The organism is Serratia sp. JSRIV002 (assembly GCF_019968725.1).
GTDB classification, from domain to species: domain Bacteria; phylum Pseudomonadota; class Gammaproteobacteria; order Enterobacterales; family Enterobacteriaceae; genus Chania; species Chania fonticola_B.
This window is the reverse complement of sequence record NZ_CP074143.1, coordinates 2,516,099-2,536,027: the sequence shown is the minus strand read 5'-3', so window position 1 is coordinate 2,536,027 and position 19,929 is coordinate 2,516,099. Positions and strand designations below refer to the sequence as shown.

Sequence of the window (19,929 nt, the reverse complement as noted above, 5' to 3'; positions counted from 1 at the left end):
TCCTATAGCCACTGGATTTCCGAATTGATCCCACAACCGGGTAAGGCCTATTTTACATAATTAGGCTCTAGCCGTTTTGTATCTTCAACAAGGACGTCACTATGAAACTACTCGTTGTGGACGAATGCTGTTTCACTCGTATTGGGATCGCCAACCACTTTACTGACAACGTGTTTGCGTCAGTAAACTGCTGCCCAGACATCGACACCGCGCTTCCTCTACTGGCCAGTTTCAAACCCAGCCATATTTTGGTGAATCTGTCCAACTACTGCCGCTGCACAACAGACAATCAACTGCTTTCAGCGTTTATCACGGCGGCCTGGCGTGCAACGGTATATATTTATCTGGATGCTCCTTATCCCTACAGTGAAAGCCCGCTGCGTATTGCCAGCAATACTTTTTTATTCAACAAAACCGTGCTACCCATTGCGCTAAAAACGCTAAGTAAAAGCCCAAGTGAGCTAATGAAGGATGAAGAGGCTCATTCGCTTTTCAGCCCGCAAGAATTGACGGTAATGCGCTATTGGATGTCCGAAATGCCGAATTATCGCATCGCCAAAAAATTACAGATCAGCGCCCATACGGTGTACGTGCATAAACGCCATATCACCGAGAAAATCAACGTGCGTAACCGGCTTGAATTTTATTCACTGTATAACATACTGCGTTATTTCTATCCGCCAGAACCCACCACCTTTAAGCCGGTGGGTTCGGCTTCGTTAGAGCTGCGGGCCGCCGTTTAAGCCTTATTTCGGCGTGATTTCGTTTATCTGGCGCCCATCGCCGAGGAGCATGGCCACCTTGCGTCCTCCGTCCATAGTTTCCAACGTGATGCGCGCGATAATGGTCAAGGGGACCGAAAGCAACATCCCCACGGGCCCCATCAGCCAGCCCCAGAAGATCAGGGAAAGAAACACCACCAACGTAGAAAGCCCCAGCCCACGGCCCATGATCCGCGGTTCCAGCATATTACCGATGATCAGGTTGATCAGGATATAACCCGCAGCCACCACGGCCGCATCGGCAAAGCCGTTAAACAGCAAAGCCTGGATCAGCGGCGGAATAGCGGCAATGATCGAACCAATATTGGGCACATAGTTGAACATGAACGCCATCATGCCCCAGATAAAGGCAAAACGAACGCCAACCCAGCTCAAAAAGCCCCAGACGATCAGACCTGTGGCCAGGCTGATGGCGGTCTTGATCACCAGATAGTGCGTGACCCCTTGCAAGGCCCTGCGGATAGTGGCCATCCCTTCGGTGGGATTATCCAGCGCCTGCTGCAGCTTAAAGGGCAAGACCTTTACCTCAAACAGCATAAAGACCACCGTCATCAATAACAGGAAGATGCTGGTCATCGCGCCGGAAAGTTGCCCTAGCAGGCGGGTCACCAGGTTCATGGTGGCGCCAGGATCGACATATTTGACCACCGCATCTGCCGAGAAGGTAATATCCAGATTGAAGCGTTGCGCCTGGTATTGCAGTTCACTCAACTTCTCCAGCATCATGCCCCGATACTGCGGCAAGGAGCGAGCAAACTCATTTAATGAAGCACCCAGCATACCGATCAAGGTCAGCAACAGCAGGACAATGGCAATCACCAACAGCGTCACCCCCAGCGCTCTGGGCACCCGAAAGCGTTCCAGTAGCAGCACCAGCGGGTTTAACACGATGGCCAAGAACACCGCCAGCAGGAATGGCACCACAATATCTGCCGCCGCCTTTATGCCAGCCAGGATCACCACCAGCATGGCCAGCATCATGATCAAACGTAGCTTGCGGTCATTAAACTCGGGAATGCCCATGAAAGTTCCTTGTGTGATACAGGCCCGCCAGGCCATTGATAAATACATGTTAGCAAATTATTCCTTGCTGTCGCAGGCATATCATCCTCAAGTTGCTGAAGGAATTAAATTAATCTTGGTCGACAGAGTGAACAAATAATCGTCGCTAGTCGTTATTCAATTATTTGCCAAGGTTTTTGGTGGTATTTACGAAAAATGACAAAAGCTGACAATGAAGAATAAAGTCGATAGATTTCAATTGGCCAGCATTTCCCCAACATCGCCAAAAAAACACCCTCTCCAACGATTCCTTTGACCAACTTGCCACAACTCAAACAAATCTACTGATTAATATTTTTATGATGTTACTTAGTTAAATTTATTATTGATTTATGTTTCTTAAAGTTTAAGTATTGCTGTCGGTAAATGAGTTTTGTAAGGAAAACTGATGCTCTGGAAAAATACCGCCGACCGCTTTGGTCACGTTTCTGTACTGATCCACTGGCTGGTGGCGCTGACCGTTTACGGCATGTTCGCCCTCGGATTATGGATGGTGACGCTGGGCTACTACGACGTTTGGTATCACCAGGCGCCGGAGATCCACAAAAGTATTGGCACGCTGCTATTTATCGTCATGGTGGTACGAGTGGTTTGGCGTTTTATCTCGCCGCCGCCCAAGCCCCTGGCAAGTTATAGCCGTCTTACGCATATCAGTGCCGTGCTCGCCCATATCGCACTTTATACCGTGCTGTTCGCCATCCTGATCAGCGGCTACCTGATCTCGACCGCCGATGGTCAGGCAATCAGCGTATTTGGCTGGTTTGACGTACCGGCCAGCGTGACCGGTTTGCCACAGCAGGCCGACACCGCCGGGACTATCCACCTTTATCTGGCTTGGGCCGTCGTCGTGCTTTCAGTACTGCACGCCCTGGCCGCGCTTAAACATCACTTTATTGATGGTGATGTGACTTTGAAACGGATGCTGGGACGCAGCACCGATTAACCCTTTGGATTTATGGAGATATTGCTATGTTGAAGAAAACCGTATTAGGCTTGGCCGCGGGTGCCCTGCTGTTAAACGCCGGTTCCGCTCTGGCTGCCAACTATAAAATCGACAAACAAGGCCAGCACGCCTTTATCGAATTCCGCATCCAGCACCTGGGCTACAGCTGGATTTATGGCTCTTTCAAAGATTTTGACGGTGGCTTCACCTTCGATGAAAAAGACCCGGCTAACGATAAAGTCAACGTAACCATTAACACAGCAAGCGTAGACACCAACCACGCCGAGCGTGACAAGCACCTGCGCAGCGCAGATTTCTTGAACGTCGAAAAGAACAAGCAGGCTACCTTTACCTCTACCGAAGTGAAAAAAGACGGTGAAGGTTATGCCGTAGTCGGTAACCTGACGTTGAACGGCGTGACCAAGCCGGTTACGCTGGCAGCCAAACTGGTCGGCGAAGGTAAAGATCCTTGGGGCGGTTACCGCGCCGGTTTCGAAGCCAACGGTAAAATCAAGCTAAAAGACTTCGGCATCACCACCGACCTCGGCCCGGCTTCCCAGGAAGTTGAGCTGATCATCTCGGTCGAAGGCGTTCGCGAGAAGTAATACATTCTTTATACAACTAGGGCGCTGAATTTCAGCGCCCTTGTCTCTCTCCTACGCGCAACACCCTACTCTTTCGGTTCTGGGATATGCATGGTGGTTTGCAACAGCCCTTTGGACTTATTGAAGATTTTTACGCCATTCTCGCGGCCAGCCCGGCGGGCTCGCTGTTCTTCACGCGGTAATTTCAGCTCTTCACGGCAGGTCTCGCTGCAGCAGCCAGCAAACTTCTCGGCACAGCTTGGGCACTGGATAAACAGCAGATGGCAGCCGTCGTTCAGGCAGTTGGTGTGAGTATCACATGGCGCACCGCACTGATGGCAGTTGGCGATCACGTCCTCTGAGATACGTTCCCCCATGCGCTCGTCAAACACAAAGTTCTTGCCGATGAACTTCAGTGGCAACCCCTTCGCCTTCGCCTGGCGGGCATACTCGATAATACCGCCTTCCACGTGATAGACGTTTTTGAAGCCATTATGCAGCATATAGGCGCTGGCTTTCTCACAACGGATCCCACCGGTACAGTACATGACAATATTTTTGTCTTTCTGCTCCTGTAGCATCTCCACCGCCATCGGTAGCTGATCGCGGAACGTGTCGGAAGGCACTTCGATCGCCTTCTCAAAGTGCCCGACCTCGTACTCATAGTGGTTGCGCATATCGACGAACACCGTATTCGGATCGTCGATCATCTGGTTAACGCGATCGGCCTGCAGATACTCACCCACATTGGCAGGGTTGAAGGTCTCATCTTCAATCCCATCGGCCACAATACGTTCACGCACTTTCAGACGCAGTACCCAGAAGGATTTGCCATCGTCTTCCAGCGCAATATTCAGGCGCACCTGGTCCAGAGCCGGGTGCGAAGCAAACAACACGGTTTTGAACGCGTCAAAGTGACTCTGCGGCACGCTGATCTGCGCATTGATGCCCTCTTTAGCCACGTAGATACGGCCAAACACCTTCAGCTTATCGAACTGAATATACAGGCTATCGCGAAATGCTTTGGGGTCGTCAATGGTGAAATATTTATAAAAAGAAACTGTGGTGCGTGGCTCGGTTTCGGCCAGCATACGCGCCTTCAGTTCCTCATTAGAAATTCGGTTATGTAACACTGGCATGGTGTACTTTCCTGTCTTTCGGGAGGTGACTGATTGAGTGCCCACGGGCCGTTAGCCCGCGCGCGGCGCACATCATACCCGAAAATAGGCTGCAACACAGCATTAACCCGGCGGCAATGATTTCCGCACAAAGCTTGACGTTATTGGCAAATACCGATAAGCCTAGTGCAAGTTGTAGCAACGAATTCTGACGGACCATGAGGAAATTATGAGCCAGCTGTTTACTCCGATCACCCTGGGGCTACTGCGGTTGCCTAACCGTATCATTATCGCCCCCATGTGCCAGTACTCTGCCGACAACGGTAAAGCCACCGAATGGCATACGATGCACCTTGGCCATCTGTCTCTTTCCGGGGCGGGTTTGCTGATTGTGGAAGCCACTGCGGTATCACCAGAAGGACGTATTTCTCCGGGGGATCTGGGCCTGTGGGACGACGCTACCGAACAGGCACTTGCCGACGTGGTACAGGCGGTGAAAAAACACGCCACCATGCCTTTGGGGATCCAACTGGGACACGCTGGCCGCAAAGCTTCCTGCGCTCTTCCCTGGCAAGGTGGAGCCCAGTTGGCCAGGAGTGAGGGCGGTTGGCAAACGCTCTCTGCCTCTGCCCAGCCCTTTAACCCTCTGGATGAGGCTCCACAGGCCATGAGCCTGGAGCAAATTGAGCAGTTGAAGGCGCAATTTGTTGCAGCGGCACGGCGTGCCGACCGTCTCGGCTTCGATCTGATCGAACTGCACGGGGCACATGGTTACCTGTTGCACCAGTTCCTTTCGCCACTGGCCAATCAGCGCACCGATCAATACGGCGGATGTCTGCAAAATCGGATGCGATTGTTGCTGGAAATTTTCAGCGAGGTGCGGGCGGTGTTCCCCGCCAACAAAGCGCTTGGCGTGCGGATCTCCGCCAGTGACTGGGTTGAAGGCGGCTGGAACGAACAGCAGTCCGTTGAGCTGACCAGCGCTTTAAAGGAATTGGGCTGCGATTACATTCATATTTCCAGCGGCGGCCTGTCGCCGCAGCAAAAAATCCCGGTGGGGCCGAACTACCAGGTCCCCTTTGCCGAAACCATCAAACATAAAGTAGGGATACCAACCATCGCCGTGGGGTTGATCACCGAACCGGAGCAGGCAGAAGCGATCGTCGCCACCGGTCAGGCCGATATGGTCGCGCTAGCGCGCGGTATTCTCTATAACCCACGCTGGCCGTGGCACGCAGCCGCCAAACTGGGGGCCCAAGTGCAGGCTCCGCCGCAGTATTGGCGCTCAGAACCACACCGGGTGAAAGGATTGTTCAAAGACCATTAAAACGGCCTCAAGCGGGTGTCTAGCGCCCGCTTGACCATTCCGTTGCCCCAGAAATAACCGCCCCAGCCAGCAGTCCGCCCCCCGCTACGGCTAGCAAAGGGTTGTACTGCATATAGGCACCAAGACAGCCAAGTATCCCACCGATCACCAATAGCCCAGCGCTTAACCATGATGTCAACATAGTTACCTCCTGAATCAATAAACGGATAAAACACTGCCTGACTTATAGGCCGATTCTTACTTCATTTGACCAAAAAACCAACAACCGCACCTGATTTAGGCCTAAAAAGGGTGTTTTAATGCGGTGAGTTTTCCTGTTACATAAGAAAAATGTCACAATACGCTACTATAAACGGCAGAAAACCATTGCATAGACCGAGTCGTTCAAGCAACCCGTGGCCAGCAAAAAATTCTGATGGCGACCCACAACAAGACTTATGGCAACTCGACGTGCCTATGCATTTTATCTGTTATTACTGTTAAATGACTGCTTCTAAGCTGAGAACCTATGACGCAAGTTCCTTCTTTCAATCGATCTTTACTGCATCCACGCTACTGGCTTACCTGGTTTGGCATCGCCTTACTCTACCTGCTGGTCCTGCTGCCCTACCCAATCATTTATCGTTTGGGGACCGGATTAGGTCGCTTTTCAATGCGTTTCCTCAAACGCCGGCGAGCGATAACTGAGCGTAATCTGGAGCTGTGCTTTCCGGATATGCCGAGAGCCGAACGTGATGCGTTGATCGCCAAGAACTTCGAATCCGTGGGGATGGGGCTGTTTGAAACCGGCATGGCCTGGTTTTGGCCCAACTGGCGTATCGAGCGCTGGTTCAGCGTCAGCGGCCTGGAACACATTCAAAAGGCACGGGACAATCATCAAGGGGTGCTGCTGATCGGCCTGCACTTCCTGACGCTGGAGTTGGGTGCTCGTATCTTTGGCATCCACAATCCGGGGATCGGCGTCTACCGTCCACACGACAACAAGCTGATGGACTGGCTACAGACCTGGGGCCGTATGCGCTCGAACAAATCCATGCTGGATCGTAAAGACGTCAAAGGGATGATCCGCGCCCTGAAACAGGGTGAGATCATCTGGTACGCACCGGATCATGACTACGGCCCGCGCAGCAGCGTGTTTGCCCCGCTGTTTGCAGTGGAAAAAGCAGCGACCACCACCGGCAGCTATGTGTTGATACGCATGGGGAAACCGGCGATCATTCCCTTTACGCCACGCCGCCTGCCAGAAGGGAAAGGGTACGAACTCATCATGCAGCCAGCAGTGGAAAATTTCCCGCTGGATAACGAAGTCGAGGCTGCGGCCTTTATGAACAAAGTGGTAGAAAAAGAGATCCTGATGGCACCGGATCAATATATGTGGCTGCACCGCCGCTTCAAGACCCGCCCAGAAGGTGAGCCTTCTCTCTATTAATCACCACGGGCCAGGATGGCCCACATGATATTGTCACTTTTCCAGCAACAGGAGCTTCTATGTATATCGTCAGTCTGACCTACCACCGCCCGATTGAAGAAGTAGAAAGCCATCTTGAAGGGCATATCGCCTGGTTGAAGCGTTATTTTCAAGCTGGCAGCTTTATTGCCTCTGGCCGAAAGAATCCGCGTACCGGCGGCGTGATCCTGGTAAAAGATATGGAACGTTCCACGTTGGATGCCATCCTGGCGGAAGATCCCTTCATCGCCGTGGCCAATTATGAGGTGACAAACGTCGCCCTCACTACCACCAGCGCCGGATTCGAAGCCTTGGTCGGCGCCTGAGCCCCCGTTCCCGCGTTCTTCTGCGCGGGAATAATTGTCATTCCCCGTTTTAAAACTTTATTTCATTTTTACTCAAAATCACACGGTTGCTCAATTGATAACCTGCGTTATTAAGCGCATACTTACCAAGCTAACTTTTTTTTGCCTTGCACGATCGCCAGGCTCCCCTATCCCGCACGGAAACCTATGGCCCCGGCAACAGAACCTATCAATTGGCAACGTAACCTGTTCATCACCTGGCTAGGCTGCTTTCTGACCGGTGCGGCCTTTAGCCTGATCATGCCGTTCCTGCCGCTGTACGTTGAAGCTCTTGGCGTTACCGGCCATCAGTCGCTGAATATGTGGTCCGGATTGGTGTTCAGTATCACCTTCCTGTTCTCCGCCATTGCCTCACCGTTCTGGGGCAGCCTGGCCGATCGCCGTGGGCGTAAGCTGATGTTGCTGCGTTCTGCGCTAGGAATGGGCATTGTAATGGTGCTGATGGGCATGGCGCAAAACATCTGGCAGTTTCTGGCACTGCGCGCGGTGCTAGGGCTGCTCGGCGGCTTTATTCCCAACGCCAATGCGCTGATTGCTACCCAGGTGCCGCGCCATCGCAGCGGCTGGGCACTGGGCACCCTATCGACCGGCGGCGTCAGTGGTGCCCTGATTGGCCCATTGATTGGCGGTTTGCTGGCTGACCAATATGGCCTGCGCCCCGTGTTCTTCATCACCGCCACGGTGCTGTTTATCTGCTTCCTGCTGACGCTGTTCTGCGTGCGGGAACAGTTCACCCCGGTGCAGAAAAAAGACATGCTGCATGCGCGCCAAGTCTTTGCCTCGCTCAAAAGCCCCAAGCTGATCCTCAGCCTGTTTGTCACCACTATGATCATCCAGATAGCCACGGGTTCGATTGCCCCAATCCTCACACTTTACGTGCGTGAACTGGCGGGCAACATCAGCAACCTGGCGTTTGTCAGTGGTTTGATCGCCTCGGTACCCGGCGTTGCCGCCTTGATGAGTGCGCCACGGCTGGGCAAGTTGGGCGACAGGATCGGCCCGGAGCGGATCCTGGTGTTTATGCTGGTGATTTCCGTGCTGTTGCTGATCCCTATGGCCTTTGTCCAGACCCCCTGGCAACTCGGCGTATTGCGCTTCCTGCTCGGCGCTGCCGATGGCGCACTGCTGCCTGCGGTACAAACCTTACTGATCTACAACTGTACCAATCAGGTTGCCGGGCGAATATTCAGCTATAACCAATCTTTCCGGGATATCGGCAACGTTAGCGGCCCACTGCTCGGCGCAGCCGTCTCTGCCAGCTACGGATTCCGCGCGGTATTCTGCATGACGGCGCTGGTGGTGCTATTTAACGCGTTCTATTCCTGGTGGTGTCTGCAACGGCGGCCAGCGAGAATGCGTGAAGACACGTTACAAGAAGAGTAATAGCGCTATTTATCGCCAGTTGTTGTGATAAATATTACGCAAGCCCCATTTCCCTTACTTTTATTATTGTTACCCTCCCGCTGTAACCCGGCCCCAACCTCTAAGAATAATATTATTAACACCTTGTTTTTAGACACAAAAACCACAAACAGAGCAATAAACCACCTGTCAATGGAAATAACACCACAGCCAACATAAAAACCAATAAAGTAGATGTTTGTCGACTTTTCGTCTAAAAAATGGGATACAGGTACTAGACAAAACCACCATTCAGTTATCAAATGGTTAAATAATATCACGCCAGAAGTAACATTCTGACCAAGTGAATAAAATAGCCTGCAGGGTTTTCAAGCTTAATAGGCACTGCGGCTGAGGTTTTGTCAGGTAATCCGCCTCAGCGGGATTTCCTCACTTACAGACACAGACATACCACAGTATCGGCTGCCAGCGCGCAGCACATTATATTGGGAAGACTTTATGCAATCCTCTGTTAATCAGAAAGAAAGCCGGACGTTCCTCGGCCATCCATATCCTCTCGGCTCCCTGTTCTTCACTGAGATGTGGGAGCGCTTCTCGTTTTATGGCATTCGTCCGTTACTGATCCTGTTTATGGCCGCTACGGTTTATGACGGCGGGATGGGGTTGGCGCGCGAAAACGCCTCGGCGATCGTCGGTATCTTTGCTGGCAGTATGTACCTGGCGGCACTGCCGGGTGGCTGGCTAGCCGATAACTGGCTAGGCCAGCAAAAAGCCGTTTGGTATGGTTCAATCCTGATCGCTCTGGGCCACCTGTCGATTGCCCTGTCCGCTATTATGGGCAACGACCTGTTCTTCGTCGGCCTGATGTTTATCGTGCTCGGTTCCGGCCTGTTCAAAACCTGTATCTCGGTGATGGTTGGAACCCTGTACAAGAAAGGCGATGCGCGCCGTGACGGTGGCTTCTCGCTGTTCTACATGGGCATCAACATGGGCTCCTTTATTGCCCCGCTGATTTCCGGCTGGCTGATCCGTTCACACGGTTGGCACTGGGGCTTCGGCATCGGTGGTATCGGGATGTTGGTAGCTTTAGTGATCTTCCGGGTGTTTGCCGTACCGGCCATGAAGCGCTATGACAGCGAAGTAGGCCTGGACTCAACCTGGAATAGCCCGATTGCCAAGAAAAATGGCGTGGGTGGCTGGCTGATTGCGCTAGCCGTGGGCGTTGCCGCAATCGTGATTATGATCTCCCAAGGCATCATCGTGATTAACCCGGTCGCCGTTGCCAGTATGCTGGTTTACGTCATCGCCGCTTCGGTCACGCTGTACTTTATCTATCTGTTCTTCTTTGCTGGCCTGAGCCGCAAAGAGCGTGCGCGTCTGCTGGTCTGTTTTATCCTGCTGATTTCTGCCGCCTTCTTCTGGTCGGCCTTCGAACAGAAACCGACCTCGTTCAACCTGTTCGCTAACGATTACACCAACCGCATGATCGGCGACTTCGAGATCCCGGCGGTATGGTTCCAATCGATTAACGCATTGTTCATTATCCTGTTGGCGCCAATCTTCAGTTGGGCCTGGCCGGCTCTGGCTCGTAACAAAATCCGCCTGAGCAGCATCACCAAATTCGTGATCGGTATTCTGTTTGCCGCCGCAGGCTTTGGCCTGATGATGCTGGCCGCGCAACAGGTGTTGGGCAATGGCGGCGCTGGTGTGTCACCGATGTGGCTGGTGGGCAGTATCCTGATGCTGACGCTGGGTGAGCTTTGCCTGAGCCCGATTGGCCTGGCGACCATGACGCTTCTGGCACCGGATAGAATGCGTGGCCAGATGATGGGCCTGTGGTTCTGTGCCAGCGCGCTGGGCAACCTTGCCGCGGGCTTGATCGGTGGCCACGTGAAAGCGGATCAGTTGGACATGCTGCCAACCCTGTTCGCCCGCTGCTCTATTGCGCTGGTGATCTGTGCCGCCGTGCTTATCCTGCTGATCGTCCCGATCCGCCGCATGCTGGAAAATACCCAGGGCAAAAGCAGTGACAAACCGGTCACGCATGCCTGATAGACACTAAGTAATCAGCCTTTAGCCAGCGCAAAGCGCTGGCTTTTTTATGCCCGCCAGGCACGTGCTTGCAACACCACGCGATAACCATCCAAATCTTCAAACGTTTGCCCATGCACATCCCAATAAGGGTTGTATGCCTGCACGCGTTCAAAACCACTGGCTAGCATCCGATCGCACCCTCTCTGCCAACTTGCAACCTCCGGCACATAAAATACCAACAGGTTGTCCTGCGTTGGTGCGCGCCCAACCAGCACACCGCGGTGATGAGTGAACTCCAAATGATAGGCATGGTGCGGATGGCCAAGCATAATGCCATCGAACCCCTGGTGATCTGCAAACTCACCCAGTTGTTCAAACCCCAGGCCCTGGCAATACATGTTGGCAATCGCGGCCAAATGGTCGGTGGGCCGGGCAATCCGTAATACCGCGTTGGCAAGATCCATATCTCCTCCCGTTGGCAAACAGCTAGCCTAAGCCGTTTCATGGCAAAACGGCGTACAGGAAATGCGCTTTGCGGTAGCGGCAAGACATGGCATGCTGCAACAGACACGTCATCAGGATCCAGAGGAGAAACAATGCTGTTTAACGTCGATTTTCTCCCAGAGAATCAGTCTATCGTGCCATTTTCAAAGGACTATCAGGATGGTGATAGCGAACCGGATCACTGCCACAACTGCGCCCAACTGATCCATGGCCTTAGCGGCGTGGTACAGGTGAATACGCACGTAGGCAGTTGGGTGGTTCCGCCAGGTCGTGGCGTCTGGTTACCGGCCAAAGTGGAACATAACCTGCGTTTTAGCGGGAGCGTGGCGGCACGTACGCTGTTCGTCGATCCCCTGGCCCGTGCCGATTTACCTGCTCAGTGCCAGGTTGTGCAGATTTCTCCCTTATTGCGTGAACTGATTATCAGCGCGATGGATATTCAGCCCGGCTACCGGCCCGGCGGACGAGAAGAACGTATTATGGAACTGATCCTCGATGAGTTACGTATGCTGCCGATCCTGCCCCTACACCTTCCCGAGCCACGCGATGGCGTCTTATTGGCCCTGTGCCAGCACATTCAGCAATCTTTGGCGCAGCCTTGGGAATTGGAGCTGGCGGCGCAGCACATCAACGTCAGTGGCCGTACTCTGTCCCGTCGCTTCCAACGTGAGACTGGCCTACGCTTTAGCGACTGGGTGCGTCGTGCCCGCCTGCTGGCGGCGCTCAACGCCCTGGCCGCCGGAAGATCGGTGCTGGAGGTGGCTTTGGATCTGGGCTATGACAGCCCCAGCGCGTTTAGCGCCATGTTCCGCCGCCTGCTTGGCGTTTCCCCCAGCACCTATTTTGCCCAGGCTCAGCCAGCGATCACGGCAAACAGCGGCCAGCCACGTTGAACAGAGCCTGGAGCGAGGCGCTGGCCGAGTCGGCGTCAATCCCAACGCCGTAAATTGCCTCCCCTTTTGCTGGCGTACAACGGATATAGGTTACTGCCCGGCTATGGCTCTGATGGCCCAGGGTATGTTCATGGTAGTCGTCGATAGCCAGCACCAGGCCAAAGCGTTGGCAGAGCGCATCTACCGCGCTGGACAGCAGCCCGTTCCCGCTACCTTGCAGCTGCATTGGTTCTCCTGCCAGAGCTACCTGCGCCGTAAAGCTGTAAGCCGCCCCACCCTGGCTTTGCGTTTGATAGCTAAGCAGTTGCAAACGCGGCTGTTCCACCAATCCGTAGCTGTTGCGGAACAGCCGCCAGATCTCCGCCACCGTCATTTCCTTGCCGCTTTCATCCGTGGCCTGTTGCACCACTTTGCTGAAATCGATCTGCAAGCCACGTGGCAAACGCAATCCATGATTCTGCTCCAGCAACCACGCGGCACCGCTTTTGCCAGACTGGCTGTTAACGCGGATCACCGCCTCATAGCTGCACCCCACGTCCGCCGGATCGAGCGGCAGATAAGGCACTTGCCATAACCCATCTTCACGCTGCTGTTGGGCGGCAAAGCCTTTCTTGATGGCGTCCTGATGCGAACCCGAGAACGCGGTAAACACCAACTCACCGGCATAAGGATGGCGCGGATGTACCGGTAACTGGTTGCACTGCTCCACCACTTCAACCACTTCCTTCAACCGGCTGAAGTCCAACCCTGGCGCGATGCCCTGGGTGTACAAATTGAGCGCTAACGTCACCAGATCGACATTGCCCGTGCGTTCGCCGTTGCCAAACAGGCAGCCTTCCACTCGGTCAGCCCCCGCCAGCATGGCCAACTCGGCGCAAGCAACACCGGTACCGCGATCGTTATGCGGATGCACGCTGATGGTCACCTGCTTCCGCTGGCTGAAGTGGCGACAGAACCATTCGATCTGGTCGGCATAAATGTTCGGGGTACTCATCTCCACGGTGGCCGGCAGGTTGATAATCATGGGCCGCAGGCGTTCAGGTTGCCACACGTCCGCTACCGCCTCACAGATTTGCAGGGCAAACTCCAGCTCGGTAAAGCAGAAAGTCTCTGGAGAGTACTCGAAGCACCAGTCGGTTTCCGGATGTCGATCGCACCATTGGCGAATACGGCGTGCGCCATTCACCGCCAGCGCCACGGTAGCGGCCTTGTCCTGCTTGAAAACGATATCGCGAAACATCGGGGCGGTGGCGTTATACAGATGCACTATGGCACGTGGAGCCCCTTGTAACGACTCCATCGTGCGATCGATCAGATCGTCTCGCGACTGCGTCAGCACCTGGATTGAGACGTCATCCGGGATCAGCCGTTGCTCGATCAGGTGACGCACAAAGTCAAAATCGGTTTGCGATGCGGAAGGAAAAGCCACCTCGATTTCCTTGAACCCGCAGGCCAGTAACAGTTGATAGAACTGTAGCTTGCGAGCGTTATCCATCGGCTCGGCCAACGCCTGATTGCCGTCACGCAGATCGCTGGAACACCAGCGCGGTGCCTGCTGCTGGGTGCGCCCCGGCCACTGACGATTGGGTAAATCGATGGCCGGGAATGGCCGGTACTTGCTTGCTGGGTTGGCTAACATTCTGATTCTCCTACAGACCAAAGGGTGTAGCCATTATTTCCTGCCCGTAGCCGCACGTCTCCCGGCTGATGGACAACCATCGTCGCAAAACGGACAACAAAAAATTTGCATCCTGCGGCGATGCGACAACAATTAATGCTGGTGTCCCCCAAGATGATTGAAAAAGGAGATGAGCATGAGCCTGTATGCCACGCTGGAAGAAGCTATCGAAGCCGCTCGCGAAGAGTTTATCGAAACGGCGGAAGGCGGCGATGATGAGCCGCCGGTACCTCAACAGTTTAACCTGCAAAAATACATCATGTTGGATGGTGACACGATGTGGCAGGCCGAGTTTTTCGAAGAAGAAGGCGAGTCTGTCGAATGCATGACGATGCGCAGCGGCGCTGCCGCCCAGGCCATTTTTGACGGTGACTACGACGAGATTGAGATCCGCGCCGAGTGGATCAACGAAAATACGCTGCATGAGTGGGAGGAAGGGGATTTTCAGCTCGATCCGCCGCTGGATACCGAAGAAGGCCAGAGCGCTGCCGACGAATGGGATGAACGTTGAGCCAGTTGGGTGGGCGCCTGGTTTGCCCACCCTCGCCTTGACGGCCCTGGCTACGCATTGCATGCTGCTACATTCTCCCCCTTGACACAGGCAGGTATCATGCTCATCAGGCAAGCGGTTCCCAGTGATTATCCCGCAATTCTGGCTCTACAGGCACAAAATACTCCTGAGCAACTTAGCCCCCAGCAGCGACAACAGGGCTTTATCGTCTCGCAGATGAACGAAAAACAGCTGGCAAGTATCAACAGCGGCCTGGGTATTTTGATCGCTATCGAACAAGAACAGTTGGCTGGTTTTGTCTGCCTGATGCCAACCAACGCCCAACCCCGACCGCCGGTCGTGGATGCCATGCTGCACACGTTGGCCACACAGCGGTTTCAAAACCAGGCATTGGATCAACAACGGGTGTTTCTGTACGGCCCGGTATGCCTGAGTGCCGATTGGCGGGGAAAAGGCGTGCTACGCCAGTTGTTTGCAGCGGTGAAAGCGCGAACTCAGCAGGATTTTGACGTTGGCGCGCTGTTTATTAATGAGGATAACCCGCACTCACTGGCCGCCCATGTCACTGGCCTGGGAATGACGGCGTTGACCACTTTCGATTGCAATAACCAAAGCTATCAGTTGGTGGTCTTCGCAACCAGAGGCTAAGACCTATTCGTAAGGCCCGTGCTGAGCATCAAACGGCAGCATAAAGGTATCCACCACCAGCGAGAGCGGTACATCAATCACCATAACACTGCGCCAGGGAGTATCACGCAAATCCCATTGCACCCCTGGATAATATTGGTGCCCGTGGCCTGCACCAGGTACCGTGCGGCTGATAATGCTACCGCAGCCAGATAATGCCGTCACCATAGCGGCCAACAGTGCCAGACGGACTAGTGAAGCCATTTTCAACATCCAAGCTTTATTGAGATTGAAACGAAAAAGGGGAACACGCAGTGCGCATTCCCCTTTAATTAATACTAACCGTTAGCGTTGGCCGACGGGGTGAGCCAGTTCATTATGCGGTAATTGCCGATAATGTTCGCGCCAGGCCTCGCCCTGCGGCAGCAGCCAAATACGCTGATGCAGGCGTGACAACGCCACAGGATCGCTTAACAGCTCAAGGCGTTTGGCTTTCGCCAACTTCTCTGGCCCGACTTCCAACGCCTCGTTCACCCGCTCTTCCCGCGCCCGATCGATAATGGTACGCAGATGGTGACGAGCCGTTGCCAGCGCGGCAGCCAAGGCGTTGTAGGACGGGTCCACCGCCGCATGCATAAAGCCGTTGCGCAAGGCACGCTGGCGATTAAGTTGCAGATAGGTGTCTGTGGCAACCAGTTCACGCGGCGGATCGTACTCTTCCGGGATCAAGAACAGCTTGGCTCGCTTGCTCTTGAGGCCGAGCGTAGCGCGACTCGACAGCGCCGAAACAAACGGTGACAGGATCAGCGAGAAGACGATCGGTGACAGCCACCACAGGAAGTTCAGATCCAGCAATGCCATGCCGCCGCCCCAAACCAGCCCCAGCAGCATTTGCGAACCGTGACGCTTGAAGGCTTCGCCCCAAGGGGTGTCATCATCATCACGCTGCGGCGAGTTCCACACCACTTCCCAGCCCAGGAACGCGCTGACCACAAACACGGTATGGAACAGCATACGCACCGGCGCCAACAGCACTGAGAACATCACTTCCATCAGCATGGAGATCAGCAGCCGGATCGGCCCACCGTACTGTTTCGAGCCTTTTGCCCAGACCAGCACGATACTCAACAACTTCGGTAAAAACAGCAGTACCATGGTGGTAGAGAACAGCGCAATCGCCAACTCTGGCTTCCACTGTGGCCACACCGGGAACAACTGCCGGGGTTGCAGGAAGTATTGCGGTTCCACCAGCGTATGCACTATCTGCAACGCGGTGGACAGCGCCAGGAACATAAACCACAACGGTGCCGACAGGTAGGACATCACGCCTGTTAGGAACACTGCGCGGTGAACCGGGTGCATGCCTTTTACCAGGAACAGGCGGAAGTTCATCAGGTTGCCATGACACCAGCGGCGGTCGCGTTTCAGCTCGTCCAACAGGTTAGGCGGTAACTCTTCATAACTGCCCGGCAGATCGTAGGCAATCCACACGCCCCAGCCAGCACGACGCATCAATGCGGCTTCCACAAAGTCATGGGAGAGGATGGAACCGGCAAACGAGCCCTCACCCGGCAACGGCGCCAAAGCACAGTGCTCGATAAAGGGTTTCACCCGGATGATGGCGTTATGACCCCAGTAATGGGATTCGCCCAACTGCCAGAAGTGCAGACCAGCGGTGAACAGCGGACCATAAAGGCGCGTGGCGAACTGCTGCACACGGGCATACAACGTATCCATACCCGAGGCTTTTGGCGCAGACTGAATGATACCGGCGTTCGGGTTAGCTTCCATCAAACGCACCAGGCCGGTGAGGCACTCGCCGCTCATCACGCTGTCCGCATCCAGGATCACCATGTAGCTGTACTCACCGCCCCAACGACGGCAGAAGTCGTCGATGTTGCCGCTTTTACGTTTCACACGACGGCGGCGACGGCGGTAGAAGATACGTCCATGACCCTCAACATCGCGGCACAACTCCATCCAGGCCTTCTGTTCAGCGACGCAGATATCGGGATCGTAACTGTCGCTAAGCACATAGATATCGAAATGCTCGAGCTGCCCCGTCGCCTTCACCGACTCATAGGTTGCCCGTAACCCGGCAAATACCCGTTCGACATCTTCGTTACAGATCGGCATGATCAACGCGGTACGGTGCGCTGGATCGATGGGCTCATCACCTTTGATAGTCGAAGAAATGCTGTATTTATCTTTGCCAATCAGCAGTTGCAGGAACCCCATCAACGCCGTCCAGAAACCGGCAGAGACCCAGCAGAACAGAATGGCAAACAGGATCAGAATACCGGTCTGCAAAAGATAAGGTAATATTTGCAACATCGACTGCATCAAATCCTGATCGAACATGGCGATAGGATCGATCAGTGCCCAGCCCTGATAAGGCAGGATGGTTTTCATGTACCAGGTGGCGATGCCGGTTTGCACCAACATCAGGATCAACAGCACGTAACGGCGCATTGAACCGACAATACGCCAGCGGTTTTCCGCCTCGGCTTCTTCTTTGCTGGCATGACGATTGTGCGTCTTACGGCCCAGCAGAGTATCCCAGAAACGCCCCACCGGGTTGGTGCGCCAGGCTTCAGGGAACATGGTGGTCCGTTTTACCGGCGGCGTGGCTTTCAGGATGGTGCGCCCTTCCGGGTCACAATCAAAATCGTCGTCATCGACGGCATCCGGCCAAGCCTGGCTTATACGCGCCTTGACCGAGGCCAGGGCGATGTCATCTGCAGACAGAGACGCAACATTGGCATCAGAGGCTCCCATCTGACGATGTAAAGCCTCCAGTGCCGGGGTATCGCCTGCCATTACTTGTTGTTTGAGCACCCCTGACCGCTCATCGGTCAGGGGCATTGCCGCAAGATATTCCTGGGCAGTTTCAGTAGACTTATTCATTGGCAGGTAGCTGATAGCTCCAGGTTTCCGTCAAGGTCTTGTCACCGTTGACCAACGCAGCACGCATTTCTACCGGCTGTTTCTCGTCTTTCACTTTCAGACGCACCGTCAAACGCCAGCCTTTGGTGACCGGATTATAGCGAACGCTGTTTTCCACCATTTCGCCGTTGTCACCAATGCTGATCTGAGAAGCCACCGGCGTATCGGCATCCAGCGCTTTCAGTGCCGGGCCGACGAAGTCAACCAGGAACGCCACGCTGCCGTCCGGCTCACGGATCAGGTTTGACTGCTTCACATCACCGGTTGAACGCATGGTTTTACCCACGTAGCCGATATCCTGTGAATGCAGCTTCTCTTCGTCGCGGGTGAAGTACAGGCGGTAGTTCAAGGCCAACGGCGTTTTTGCATCAGGCAACACGTCCGGCGTCCAGAACGCCACGATGTTATCGTTGGTTTCATCCGCAGTTGGGATCTCTACCAGCTCAACCTTGCCTTTGCCCCAATCGCCGCGCGGCTCAACCCAGGCGCTTGGACGCAGATCGTAACGATCGTCCAGGTCCTGGTAATCACGGAAATCACGGCCACGCTGCAGCAGACCAAAACCTTTCGGGTTTTCGATGCTGTAAGTGCTGACGGACAGGTGCTTAGGATTGTTCAGCGGACGCCAGATCCACTCGCCGTTACCGGCATGGATAGACAGACCGTTGGAGTCATGCAGCGCCGGGCGGTAATTCAGCGTTGGCGAAGGATTGCTCGGCCCGAACAGGAACATGCTGGTCAACGGTGCCATACCCAACTTGCCCACTTTGTCGCGCAGGAACACTTTGGACTGGACATCGACCGTGGTATCGCGGCCGGGGTAAACCACAAAACGATAAGCGCCGGTAGCACGTGGAGAATCCAGCAAGGCATAAATCACCAGATGTTTGTCGCCCTGCTTAGGACGTTCGATCCAGAACTCGCGGAAACGCGGGAACTCTTCGCCAGATGGCAAGGCGGTATCAATCGCCAGCCCACGGGCAGAAAGCCCATAAACCTGCCCTTTACCCACTACGCGGAAATAGCTGGCGCCCAGCATACTCATGATTTCGTCGTTCTTATCCGCACTGTTGACCGGATAGAGCACTTTAAACCCGGCGAAACCGAGCTTCTTCACCGAGTCGGGATCGTGCTTGACGGGGCCAAAGTTGAAATAGTCCGGGCTGTATTTGATCTCTTTGACACTGGTGGCCGTGACCTCGTTGATGGTAACCGGCGTGTCGAAGTACATCCCTTGATGGTAGAACTCAAGCTTGAAAGGGGTTTTCAGCTTACTCCACACGGCTTTATCGTGATTGAACTGGATCTGCTGATAGTCCGCGAACTTCATATCGCGAAACTGAGAAGGAAGGTTGCTCTTCGGGGCTTCAAAGCCTTTTCCTGCCAGATCCTGTGCCTGTTTGGCCACATCGTCGATAGAAAAAGCCCATGCCTGCGAACTCAACAACGTGCATAAAACGGTAGCGCCTAACCAACGTACGCTCGTGGCGCGTGGTTTTTTTGATAATAGATTTACTAGCACATCCCCCCCTATTCGTGTGCTCAAAATATTCAAAATCCATATTAATGGATTATTCTGCTCGCCGACAACATGATAAACGTGTGCTGATGTTTACGGCCTAGAGTTTAAGCAGTTGTGCAGCGTAGCAAGCCGTGCTCCAAGACGCTATGGAAAAATGTCGGTCGCTATAGTAGGGTTTGAGTTTGCGATTACCCCATTGCCGACTTATTAAGCGGGTTTACACT

The 19,929-nt window shown here is 54.2% G+C and carries 19 protein-coding genes; 11 read left to right on the top strand and 8 right to left on the bottom strand.

Annotation, left to right across the window (positions count from 1 at the left end):
* Nucleotides 1-101: 101 nt before the first annotated feature.
* On the top strand, nucleotides 102-743 hold the full coding sequence (locus KGP26_RS11795; protein ID WP_037374869.1) for a LuxR C-terminal-related transcriptional regulator: 642 nt from the start codon (nucleotides 102-104) through the stop codon (nucleotides 741-743).
* A 3-nt stretch (nucleotides 744-746) separates the two neighbouring features.
* On the opposite strand, the gene KGP26_RS11790 is transcribed toward KGP26_RS11795, so the two are convergent.
* On the bottom strand, nucleotides 747-1,805 hold the full coding sequence (locus tag KGP26_RS11790) for an AI-2E family transporter (protein ID WP_094982283.1): 1,059 nt from the start codon (nucleotides 1,803-1,805) through the stop codon (nucleotides 747-749).
* A gap of 427 nt (nucleotides 1,806-2,232) precedes the next feature.
* Between KGP26_RS11790 and KGP26_RS11785 the strand changes: the two genes are divergently transcribed.
* Together KGP26_RS11785 and KGP26_RS11780 are read left to right on the top strand one after the other, a co-directional pair.
* Entirely contained in the window at nucleotides 2,233-2,787 is a 555-nt protein-coding gene (locus tag KGP26_RS11785; RefSeq protein WP_021804727.1) for a cytochrome b, read from the top strand.
* A 26-nt stretch (nucleotides 2,788-2,813) separates the two neighbouring features.
* Nucleotides 2,814-3,392 carry a YceI family protein gene (locus KGP26_RS11780; RefSeq protein ID WP_021804728.1) on the top strand — a complete coding sequence of 193 codons (579 nt, stop codon included), beginning with the start codon at nucleotides 2,814-2,816 and terminating at the stop codon, nucleotides 3,390-3,392.
* 65 nt (nucleotides 3,393-3,457) lie between these two features.
* Here the strand turns inward: KGP26_RS11780 and KGP26_RS11775 are convergent, their stop codons facing one another.
* On the bottom strand, nucleotides 3,458-4,510 hold the full coding sequence (locus KGP26_RS11775; RefSeq protein ID WP_021804729.1) for a rhodanese-related sulfurtransferase: 1,053 nt from the start codon (nucleotides 4,508-4,510) through the stop codon (nucleotides 3,458-3,460).
* Nucleotides 4,511-4,718: 208 nt separating this feature from the next.
* On the opposite strand from KGP26_RS11775, the gene KGP26_RS11770 reads away from it, so the two are divergent.
* On the top strand, nucleotides 4,719-5,816 hold the full coding sequence (locus tag KGP26_RS11770) for an NADH:flavin oxidoreductase/NADH oxidase (RefSeq protein ID WP_021804730.1): 1,098 nt from the start codon (nucleotides 4,719-4,721) through the stop codon (nucleotides 5,814-5,816).
* Between the two features lie 19 nt (nucleotides 5,817-5,835).
* Here the strand turns inward: KGP26_RS11770 and KGP26_RS11765 are convergent, their stop codons facing one another.
* Nucleotides 5,836-5,997 (bottom strand): histidine kinase, encoded by a 162-nt coding sequence (locus KGP26_RS11765; protein ID WP_223665477.1) that lies wholly within the window; start codon nucleotides 5,995-5,997, stop codon nucleotides 5,836-5,838.
* Between the two features lie 327 nt (nucleotides 5,998-6,324).
* Between KGP26_RS11765 and KGP26_RS11760 the strand changes: the two genes are divergently transcribed.
* From KGP26_RS11760 to KGP26_RS11745, 4 genes are all read left to right on the top strand, one after another.
* The gene (locus KGP26_RS11760; RefSeq protein ID WP_024486561.1) at nucleotides 6,325-7,245 is read left to right on the top strand and encodes a Kdo(2)-lipid IV(A) acyltransferase; all 921 of its coding nucleotides are present in this window, start codon (nucleotides 6,325-6,327) and stop codon (nucleotides 7,243-7,245) included.
* 59 nt (nucleotides 7,246-7,304) lie between these two features.
* Nucleotides 7,305-7,589 (top strand): YciI family protein, encoded by a 285-nt coding sequence (locus KGP26_RS11755; RefSeq protein ID WP_024528529.1) that lies wholly within the window; start codon nucleotides 7,305-7,307, stop codon nucleotides 7,587-7,589.
* 186 nt (nucleotides 7,590-7,775) lie between these two features.
* Entirely contained in the window at nucleotides 7,776-9,011 is a 1,236-nt protein-coding gene (gene mdtG, locus KGP26_RS11750) for a multidrug efflux MFS transporter MdtG (protein ID WP_223665476.1), read from the top strand.
* Nucleotides 9,012-9,488: 477 nt separating this feature from the next.
* A complete protein-coding gene (locus tag KGP26_RS11745) occupies nucleotides 9,489-11,042 on the top strand; it encodes a peptide MFS transporter (protein WP_223665475.1) in 1,554 nt (517 codons plus the stop codon).
* Nucleotides 11,043-11,089: 47 nt separating this feature from the next.
* Here the strand turns inward: KGP26_RS11745 and KGP26_RS11740 are convergent, their stop codons facing one another.
* Nucleotides 11,090-11,488, bottom strand: a complete 399-nt coding sequence (locus KGP26_RS11740; protein WP_223665474.1) for a VOC family protein — start codon at nucleotides 11,486-11,488, stop codon at nucleotides 11,090-11,092.
* A 132-nt stretch (nucleotides 11,489-11,620) separates the two neighbouring features.
* On the opposite strand from KGP26_RS11740, the gene KGP26_RS11735 reads away from it, so the two are divergent.
* The gene (locus KGP26_RS11735; RefSeq protein ID WP_223665473.1) at nucleotides 11,621-12,421 is read left to right on the top strand and encodes a helix-turn-helix transcriptional regulator; all 801 of its coding nucleotides are present in this window, start codon (nucleotides 11,621-11,623) and stop codon (nucleotides 12,419-12,421) included.
* On the opposite strand, the gene leuA is transcribed toward KGP26_RS11735, so the two are convergent.
* Entirely contained in the window at nucleotides 12,393-14,060 is a 1,668-nt protein-coding gene (gene leuA / locus KGP26_RS11730) for a 2-isopropylmalate synthase (RefSeq protein WP_223665472.1), read from the bottom strand. The two genes, KGP26_RS11735 and leuA, sit on opposite strands and share 29 nt — an antisense overlap.
* Before the next feature lie 175 nt (nucleotides 14,061-14,235).
* Here leuA and KGP26_RS11725 point away from each other — a divergent pair, with 175 nt between their 5' ends.
* Both KGP26_RS11725 and KGP26_RS11720 read left to right on the top strand, forming a co-directional pair.
* Nucleotides 14,236-14,610 (top strand): MysB family protein, encoded by a 375-nt coding sequence (locus KGP26_RS11725; RefSeq protein ID WP_024485685.1) that lies wholly within the window; start codon nucleotides 14,236-14,238, stop codon nucleotides 14,608-14,610.
* 99 nt (nucleotides 14,611-14,709) lie between these two features.
* On the top strand, nucleotides 14,710-15,258 hold the full coding sequence (locus KGP26_RS11720) for a GNAT family N-acetyltransferase (RefSeq protein ID WP_223665471.1): 549 nt from the start codon (nucleotides 14,710-14,712) through the stop codon (nucleotides 15,256-15,258).
* Nucleotides 15,259-15,261: 3 nt separating this feature from the next.
* Here the strand turns inward: KGP26_RS11720 and KGP26_RS11715 are convergent, their stop codons facing one another.
* The 3 genes from KGP26_RS11715 to KGP26_RS11705 all read right to left on the bottom strand — a co-directional run bounded on the left by KGP26_RS11715 (nucleotide 15,262) and on the right by KGP26_RS11705 (nucleotide 19,705).
* Nucleotides 15,262-15,501: a YceK/YidQ family lipoprotein gene (locus KGP26_RS11715; protein ID WP_370454289.1), complete on the bottom strand. Its 240-nt coding sequence runs from the start codon at nucleotides 15,499-15,501 to the stop codon at nucleotides 15,262-15,264.
* A gap of 81 nt (nucleotides 15,502-15,582) precedes the next feature.
* On the bottom strand, nucleotides 15,583-18,144 hold the full coding sequence (mdoH, locus tag KGP26_RS11710; RefSeq protein WP_024528521.1) for a glucans biosynthesis glucosyltransferase MdoH: 2,562 nt from the start codon (nucleotides 18,142-18,144) through the stop codon (nucleotides 15,583-15,585).
* Nucleotides 18,137-19,705 (bottom strand): glucan biosynthesis protein G, encoded by a 1,569-nt coding sequence (locus KGP26_RS11705; RefSeq protein ID WP_081050633.1) that lies wholly within the window; start codon nucleotides 19,703-19,705, stop codon nucleotides 18,137-18,139. Before KGP26_RS11705 ends, mdoH begins: the two co-directional genes overlap by 8 nt.
* Nucleotides 19,706-19,929 lie beyond the last annotated feature (224 nt).